Here is an 8,781-nt window from a genome sequence, read left to right on the forward strand (position 1 = left end):
GGTCGGGGTCGAAATGTGGAACTTCGGGTCGTCGAAATTGGTGCGCTTGTCGGCATAATAACGTTGATACCAGTCGCCTTCTCGCACGGCGTTGAAGGTGAGAAACATGGCGCGTCGCGATGCAGCGCTGCCATTCGGCGCCGATCGATGTGGTGCAAACGAATCGAAAAGGACGAGATCGAGAGGTGACGTCTCGACGGCCTGCCAGTCGAGCGCCTGCTCGATGGGGTCCAGAATGTCGCCGTTCTGCGCGCCGCCCTTGTGAAAACGCAGAAGCGGACGTCCCTCGACCCGGCTTTCCACCGCATCGGAAGCCGCCGCGGCAAATGCCGCCCAGTTGGACGCGAATTCGAGGCAACCGTTTTCGCGCGTCGCGGCATCGACTGAAATCATGGCGGTCACATTGTAGCGGGGACCGAAAGCCTGATAGGCGGCGAAATCCTGATGCGGGCCGAAGGCGCCACCTCCGGGATGCTTCTCGTTCTCCTTGTCCTTGAAAGGAATGAAGGGCTCGCCCGTCACCGCCTCGATCACGGGCGCGATCCGCGTCTCGATCAGATGTCGGAACTCCTCGTTGCGGCCGATGAGATATTCGAACCGGCAGAGCTGCATCGGGTCGGCGGCTTCAGGCACGGCGATCAATGCGTCGGGCATCTCCCGCGCCAGTTCCGCGACGGGGCGGCCGCTGTCGTTCGCAAGCCGCAACATCTCGTCGGCCTCCGCCCCCATCGCGCGCGACAGGCGGTCTATTTCCGCAACCTCGTCGGCGCCGAAAAAATCGCGCAAGACGAGTACGCCGTCACGTCGAAAGCTTTCGCGCTCCGCCGCGCCTATGTGGCAAGCAGCAAGGTGACGCAGAAAGTGCGACACAGGCGGAGTTTCGACGTGAGGGTCCTTCGCGGCCTCGTCGAGTCTGCGAAGCCGCAAAGCATCCTCCGCAAAAGGCAGGTCGCGAAACCGTGCCGCTTCTTCCGCATTCATCGGCCCGCCCTGAAGTTTCAGGCTCAGAACCGAGTCCGGAGCGAGTTGCGCCATATAATCGGGATCGACCGCACAGAGATAACGCTTCGCCTCGACATGCAGACGCACCGGCTCCGAGACGGCTTTGGGCATGCGCTTCGCCAGCCATTTGGCACCGAGAATTTCATGACGATCGTCGATGCCCTGCCCGGCCGGATTCTCGCCGAGCTTGTGGATCATGTGTCCGACATCATGCAACAGCGCCGCCAGCACAAAGGCCGGCGGTTCGCCCTGCGCCTCTGCCAGGGCGGCCGCCTGCAACGCATGCTGGAGCTGACTGATGTCCTCCAGTCCATACTGCCGGTGAGCCCTGTGGACATAGATATCCTCTAGTTCCGCGAAAAGCGACGTTCGCCCGGACATCCTGATTTCCTTTGCACCACGAACTTGCTTCGACGCTCCATCATCGCCCTGCGACGGAACCTCGCAGTGTGAAATTTTCATTGCGCCACAGCACCAGTTGGATCAACCGGCCTCGAGGAGGGCAATGGTACCCTGCCCACCATCTGCACAAATACTGACGACGGCGCGGCTACCCGCAGGCCGGACCGCGAGTTCTTTGACGGCCTGACTGAGGATGCGCGCGCCGGTGGCCCCGAACGGATGCCCGAGAGCCGTGCTGCCGCCGTTCGGGTTCATCCGCTCGCGCGGGAAGCGGCCAAGATCGGTCTCGACGCCGGCTTTCTGCCGCACGAAGTCGCGATCCTCCAGCGCCTTGATATGACAGAGGACCTGTGCCGCGAATGCTTCGTGGATTTCCCACAAATCGACGTCGCCGAGCGTAAGCCCGTTGCGCGCGAGGAGGCGGGGGATTCCATAGGCTGGCCACATCAGCAGCCCCTCATGCCAGAGGTCGATCGCGCCGACATCCCAATCCACGAGTCGCACGCGCGGCACGCCGGCAGGAAGCCGCTCCAGCCCCTTCCGCGTCGCCACCCAGATCGCCGCCGCACCGTCTGTGAGCGGACTCGAATTGCCCGCCGTAAGTGTCCCCCGCCCGCTCGTCTTGTCGAAAGCGGGCTTGAGCTTTCCCAGTTTTTCGAGCGTTGTATCGGCACGAGGGATCAGATCGCGCGCGACGCCGCCGACGGGGATCACCAGGTCGTCGAAAAAACCTTCGTTCCAGCCGCGCACGGCGCCTTGATGGCTGGCCAGCGCGACGGCGTCCTGTTCCTCGCGCGGAATGCCCCAGGTCTTTGCCATCTCCTCCGTGTGTTCGCCCATGCTCTTGTGCGTCGCACGATTCTGCACGGACGGAATATCGAGCCGTACATCGCCAAATTTCAGATGGCCGAGGAGCCTGACGCGATCTCCGAGGGACCGCGCCTGAAGCATGTGGCGCAGCCAGTTCGAAAGTCGGTGTCCGAGACCGACCTGAACATGGCTCATGCTCTCCACGCCACCGATAAGCGCGAGCTCACGGCCGCGCCCGTCGAGCATGCCGGCGGCCGAGAAAACGCTCACCATGCTGGTCGAGCAGGCCAGAATGGTCGTGAAGGACGGGATCGTGAGGTCGATCCCTGCCTCAACGCAGATTTCGCGTGCAAGATTGCTGAAGCCGAGATCGGGTGCAACCGAGCCCCAGGTGAGAAAGTCGGGCTTCTTGCCGCCCAACTGCGCCATCATCGCCTGCACCACCGGCACGGAAAGACCGAACACGTCGAGTTTCGAAAGTCCGCCATCGACCTTGGCGAACGGCGTCCTCACGCCGGCCGCAAGCCAGATATCGTCCAGCTTTGCCTCACCACTCATCGTTCCCTCCAACCCGTTGCCCCGCCGAGTAAACCCGCTCGCCGTGGAATACTCTTGAGGAATTTCGTCGTCGCTGGCCTTACATGATCACAGGTTCTCGATTTCACAACCGATCGCGTCGCAAATCCGGTCCGCTACGATGGCACGATGGCAATGCGAGACGTCCGCCTCGACACACAGAAGTGCCGCCTTTCGGTCCTGCACGATCTCCGCCGCACGCAGCAATTCGAGTTGCGCGGCAGGTTCTTCGAGTTGTCTCTCAAAAATCTCGCGCATTTCATCGAAGCGTCCGGCGCGCGCCGCCATACGGCCTTCCTTTGGCGTGCCGAGCGCACGCAGATGCACATAGTCGATGCCCGCTTCCCTGAGCGAGGCTGCCAGCATGGTTTTAGAGAATCCCGCCCGGCGTGAAGCCGCTACAGCACGCACATCCACGAGCATGTCGATATCGGCTGCCTTCAGCCGCTCGATGAGCTCTGGCAATGTCCGACGTTCATAACCGATCGTCGCAAGCTTCATGGATGCCTCCGTCACCGACAGCCTGCCTCTCGTGGAGACTGACTACAAGTGACTAGCCCCTCTTCGGCCCCTTGTGCTTCAGCTTGTCGAAGCCGCCCGCGGCACCCGGCTTGCCGCCTTTGGCACCCTTCTTCGATGCCCAGACCGGCTTCCCCTTGCCCTTGGGTGAATGGGGCTTTCCGTGAGGCTTGCCCCCATTTGCCGCCCCATGGGCCTTTTTGAAAGACTTGCCGCCTTTGGCGCCCGCAGGACGATCGGCTTTGGGCTTCCACTCCTTCGGTTCATGTCGCGGCCGCTCCGACGCCTGCTCCGTCACAGTTTCGCGACGAGGGCGCTCCTCCCGGGGCGCTTGGCCCTTCGGCTCACGCCGCGGTCGATCCGCCGGCTCCACATGCGCGGCCGCTGTCGCCGGAGCGGGCGCATCGCCACGAACCCGCTCGATGCGCGCCTCGCCCTTCGGCACATTGCGAATAGAAGCCTCGAACGCTTCCGCCGCGGCGCCGTCGACTTCAAAGCGAGTCTCCTGATCGTAGATGTCGATGGTGCCGATCTCGCGGCGCGTAACGCCTCCTTGCCGGCAAATCATCGGCAGGAGCCAGCGTGGGTCGGCATTCTTCTGCCGTCCGACATTGAGCCTGAACCACACCCCCCCGGAGAGCCCCGAGACGCCCGGCTTGCGGCGCGGCGCGGCAACGCGCGGCTCACGCTCCTTGCCGGGTCCGCGCTCGCGACGTCCCTTGGGCGCGCGATCCTCATGGACCTCGCGCTGCGGGCCGGCATCGAGCACTTCTTCCGGCGCAGGCAACTGCGCGCGGTAGAGACGCGCCAGCGCGACGGCGATTTCCTCCGCCGAACGCGCTGCGAGCAGGGCCTTCGCCATTGCAAGATCGTCCTCGCCCACCTCTTCGGTGAACACAGGACTTTCGAGCAGCCGCTCCTGATCGAGCCTCTTGATGTCCTCGACTGACGGCGGCGCCACCCATTCGGCGCGAATACGCGCCGTGTTGAGCAACTGCTCGGCCTTGCGCCGTTTGGATTGCGGCACAAGCAACACGCTGATGCCCTTGCGGCCCGCGCGCCCCGTGCGGCCGCTGCGATGCTGCAGAACCTCGGCATCGTGCGGGAGATCGGCATGGATGACGAGACCGAGGCTGGGCAGATCGATGCCACGCGCGGCCACGTCCGTTGCCACGCAGACGCGTGCGCGGCCGTCGCGCAAGGCCTGCAGCGCGTGATTTCGTTCGCCCTGGCTCAGCTCGCCCGAAAGCGCGACAACCGAGAATCCACGTTCGAGCAGGATCGCCTGCAGGTGGCGAACCGCCTCGCGCGTATTGCAGAAGACGATCGCCGTCGGCGCTTCGGCGAAGCGCAAAACATTGACGACCGTATGTTCGACCTCGTTCGCCGCGACACGGATTGCGCGATAGGTGATGTCCGCGTGTCCGCGCTCTCCACCGGCCGCCTGAATGCGAAGCGCGTCGCGCTGATACTGCCGCGCGAGCGTCACGATCTCCTTGGGCAGGGTCGCCGAAAAGAGAAGCGTACGCCGTTCCTTCGGCGTGGCGTCGAGAATGAATTCGAGATCTTCGCGGAAACCGAGATCGAGCATCTCGTCCGCCTCGTCCAGCACAACGGCCTTGAGGCCGGCGATCTTGAGCCGACCGCGTTCCAGATGATCGCGCAGGCGCCCCGGCGTACCCACAACGATATGCGCGCCTTGCGCGAGCTGGCGTGCCTCGCTACGGGGATCCATGCCGCCGACACAGGCGACGACCCGGGCATTCGCAAAGGCATAGAGCCACTGAAGTTCGCGATGAACCTGCAAGGCGAGTTCCCGGGTCGGCGCGACGATGAGCGCAAGCGGCTCCTCCGGGGCGTCGAGCCGTTCGGCCTCGCCGAGCAAGGTCGATCCAAGCGCCAGCCCGTAGGCGACCGTCTTGCCGGAGCCCGTCTGCGCCGAGACGAGAAGATCGCGCCCCTCCGCATCCGGCTCCAGAACCGCCGTCTGGACCGGCGTCGGATCGTTGTAGTTGCGCTCCGTCAGCGCCCGTGCGAGCGGCGGGTTTGTCGGTAAAAAAGCCAAAGCTGAGCCAAATCCTTCTGCGCCCGGCGGCCAGACTTGCCACGCTCGCCGGGACTGTTTCTTACGGAAAGGCGGGTCATAGCACGCGACAGTCCGAAAGGCGCGTGTTAATCGACGGGGCGTTGCGGGGCGCCTGCGGCAGAATACACCCCCGCTGCGGCACATAGCGGCATCTCATTGACGCCGTCGATATCGCGCGACATCTTCTAGCGATGAAGCAGGTATCCAGACGGACGATCGTGAAAAGCGCCAGTAACCTTGAAGAGAAGACCCGGCCCGGAAAAGCAGGGCCTGTACGCGCCGCCACATCGAAGCCGGTGAGTGCCGCCGGCAAGCGCGGCAAGGCACGGCCGGTCGACATGGAGATCAAGACCCAGCCGCTTCAGGAGCGGTCGCGGCAAACATACGACGCCATTCTCGCTGCGGCCGGCGAGCTTCTCGAGGAAGTCGGCGTGGAACAGCTTTCCACCAACCTTGTTTGCAAGCGCGCGGGCCTGACCCCGCCTGCCCTCTACCGCTATTTCCCGAATAAATATGCATTGCTGCGCGAGCTCGGTGCACGGCTTATGCAGCGGCAGGACGACGCCGTCCTCGCATGGATCGACAATGGCGGACTCGAATCGAAGGGCGTCGAGGAGAGTTACCGCAAGACGCTCGACATCCAGCAGCAGGTCAATGAGATCACGCGTCGGGAACCTGGCGGTGTATGGATCATGCGGGCGATGCGTGCCGTGCCAGCGCTGCGCGAGGTCCGTATCGCCTCTCGCGATCTCGTCGCGGACCGCGTCGCGGAATATTTGAGCACTCTCTATACCGATACGTCCGAGGAAGAATTGCGGATGGCTGCCCGTCTGACCACGGAGGTCGGATATGCTGCCACTGAAATGGCCATTGAGGAGCCTGACACTGCCAAAAAAATGACCGAGGAACTCGCCTGGATGATCTCGCTCTACTACGCAAAATTCCGCTGACGGGCTTCGAAAACCCTTTGACAGTTCGATAGTCGAAGCTATCGTTCCTATGTCACGTAGTTGTCGTGACGGGGACAGGGGATAGCCATGAAGTTCGTCACTCGATATCTCGGAACCACCTGCACCGCGGCGTTGCTCATCGCCGCCTCGGCCGCCAGGGCCGAAGACACACCGCCGCCGCCTCCAACGACCGCCGAAGCAGCCCCCACCGACGACGGCGCGCTTCAGGAAATGATAGTCACAGCGCAGAAGCGCTCCGAAAACATTCAGAAGGTCCCGGTCGCGGTTACCGCCTTCTCGGCGGAAACGCTGACGGACCTCGGCGTCAAGGACGTCAACGACCTGACCGGCCTCGCGCCCTCCCTGCAGATCAAGAGCGCGGACGCATCGGCCAATCCGAAGATTTTCATTCGCGGCGTGGGCTCCAACGACTTCAATCCTACATCGACCAACGCGGTCGGCATCTACGTCGACGGCGCCTATATCGGTTCACCGCTCGCACAGGGGGGACAGTTCTTCGACCTCGAACGCATCGAAGTGCTGCGTGGGCCGCAAGGCACACTCTACGGCCGCAACACGACGGGCGGCGCCATCAACATCATTACGGCAAAGCCGACTCAAGACCTTGAAGGCTACGCTTCCGCCGAGTACGGCAACTACAACACCCTCAATCTCGAAGGCGCCGTGAGCGACGCAATCGTACCGGACAAACTTGCGGTGCGCGTCGCGGCGACTTATGCGCGCAATGACGGTTTCACGGAAAATCGATTCACCGGCAACGACGTCAACAACACCAACAAGTGGGCGGGACGCATGACCTTCCTGTTCACCCCCAATGAAGACGTCGAAATGCTGACGCAATTTCATGGTGGTCAGAACCGGAACGGTGCGATCATGGCGCAGCATCGCGGCGATCCTTACTCCACTGACTATCTAGGATATGCCGATACGGATAACGATCCGTATGCCGGCTCTTATAACCGCGAAGGCACAGATGCCGTTGACCTGCTGGGCGGATCGAACAGCCTCACTTGGAATTTAGGTGCGGTTTCGTTGATATCGATTACGGCCTTCGACTGGTCGCAGCGCGACGATCTGGAAGATACCGATGCGAGTCCGAATGCTCTACTCGAGAGCCACTACAAATCGCTTCAGAACCAGCTTAGCCAGGAACTTCGCTTGCAATCCAATGGAGATACACGCCTCAAATGGGTGGCTGGCCTTTACTATGCTCGCGAGTATCTGAAGACGAACAGCGATCTCGATATCTACGGAATCTTCGGAGCATATGATCCCATCACCGGGGTCGATCCGATTACGGGGGATCCGATCGGCACGGGCATCGGCAACTACTCATATCCTTATACTCAGACCACAAACAGTTACGCCATTTTCGGCCAGACCGATTACAAGGTGACGGAGAAACTGACAGCAACCGTCGGCTTGCGCTATTCGGGCGACAAGAAGGATATCGATTATGAGGTAGTCGGCAACTACGGCGCCGATCCGCTCTGGAACTACTCCGCTTCCAAAACCTTCTCGGCGGTGTCTGGTCGGTTGGGTCTGAGCTATCAGTTCAACGACGACGCGCAGGTCTACGCGACCTACAATCGAGGCTTCAAAAGCGGAGGCTTCTTCGGCGGCTTCACGTCCAGCTACAAACCTCTTGCCGATACAGAGCCGTATAAGGATGAAACCGTCAACGCCTACGAAATTGGCACTAAGACAGATTTTCTTGGGAGAAAGCTTCGCCTGAACACGGCCTTCTTCTACAACGACTACAAAGATCTGCAGGTCTATACGATCGAGACCATCGGCACCATCCCGGTTCAGGTACTCGACAATGCGCCGAAAGCGGAAATGTACGGCGCGGAATTCGAGATCATGGCCAGACCGGCTGAAGGCTTGATGGTGTCGGTCGGGGCCTCTTTACTCCATGCGACCTACAAGGATTACAAGTCAGGCAGCGCCGACTATTCCGGCAATACGATGACGTCCTCGCCGAAACTGACACTGAACGGAACTGTAAACTACGACTATGCCCTGCCCGGCGGCGACGCCATCGTGACAACTGTCCAGGCGAACTATCGAACAAAGGTCTACCTCGATACGTCAAATCGAGAGGATCTCGTTCAGGGCGGTATGCTTCTTCTCGACGGTCGTCTCGGGTGGCGCTCTCCTGACGATCGCTATGAACTTGGGCTCTGGGGCAAGAACCTTCTCGACAAGACATATCTGGTCGACACAGTTCCCCTTGCAGCGGACTTCGGGTTCGATGCCCTCTACTACGGCGATCCGCGCACCTTCGGCGTCTATTTCAAGACCAACTTCTGATCTCTGGAGACGGAGGAACATCATGGCCGACAGTATGCGTATCGACGGTTTTGGTGTTCCTCCGAAGACCGGCGCGATTGCCGCCTGTCTCATTCTAGGCTC

At 61.6% G+C, this 8,781-nt stretch carries 6 protein-coding genes; 2 read left to right on the forward strand and 4 right to left on the reverse strand.

The features are described 5' to 3' along the window. The 4 genes from VMR03_RS06305 to VMR03_RS06320 form a co-directional block, all read right to left on the reverse strand. The coding region (locus tag VMR03_RS06305; RefSeq protein WP_325403358.1) for a phosphonate degradation HD-domain oxygenase at positions 1-1,383 on the reverse strand (1,383 nt) is incomplete at its 3' end. A 102-nt stretch (positions 1,384-1,485) separates the two neighbouring features. After that, a complete protein-coding gene (locus tag VMR03_RS06310) occupies positions 1,486-2,772 on the reverse strand; it encodes an acetyl-CoA C-acyltransferase (RefSeq protein ID WP_325403360.1) in 1,287 nt (428 codons plus the stop codon). A gap of 87 nt (positions 2,773-2,859) precedes the next feature. After that, positions 2,860-3,291 (reverse strand): DUF488 domain-containing protein, encoded by a 432-nt coding sequence (locus tag VMR03_RS06315; protein WP_325403362.1) that lies wholly within the window; start codon positions 3,289-3,291, stop codon positions 2,860-2,862. Between the two features lie 52 nt (positions 3,292-3,343). Next, positions 3,344-5,374 carry a DEAD/DEAH box helicase gene (locus VMR03_RS06320; RefSeq protein ID WP_325403363.1) on the reverse strand — a complete coding sequence of 677 codons (2,031 nt, stop codon included), beginning with the start codon at positions 5,372-5,374 and terminating at the stop codon, positions 3,344-3,346. Between the two features lie 239 nt (positions 5,375-5,613). Here VMR03_RS06320 and VMR03_RS06325 point away from each other — a divergent pair, with 239 nt between their 5' ends. Both VMR03_RS06325 and VMR03_RS06330 read left to right on the forward strand, forming a co-directional pair. Further along, positions 5,614-6,345, forward strand: a complete 732-nt coding sequence (locus VMR03_RS06325) for a TetR/AcrR family transcriptional regulator (RefSeq protein WP_325403365.1) — start codon at positions 5,614-5,616, stop codon at positions 6,343-6,345. Positions 6,346-6,432: 87 nt separating this feature from the next. Continuing rightward, the gene (locus tag VMR03_RS06330) at positions 6,433-8,679 is read left to right on the forward strand and encodes a TonB-dependent receptor (RefSeq protein ID WP_325403367.1); all 2,247 of its coding nucleotides are present in this window, start codon (positions 6,433-6,435) and stop codon (positions 8,677-8,679) included. Positions 8,680-8,781: the final 102 nt, after the last annotated feature.

It is taken from the genome of Parvibaculum sp., assembly GCF_035511255.1.
Lineage (GTDB): Bacteria > Pseudomonadota > Alphaproteobacteria > Parvibaculales > Parvibaculaceae > Parvibaculum.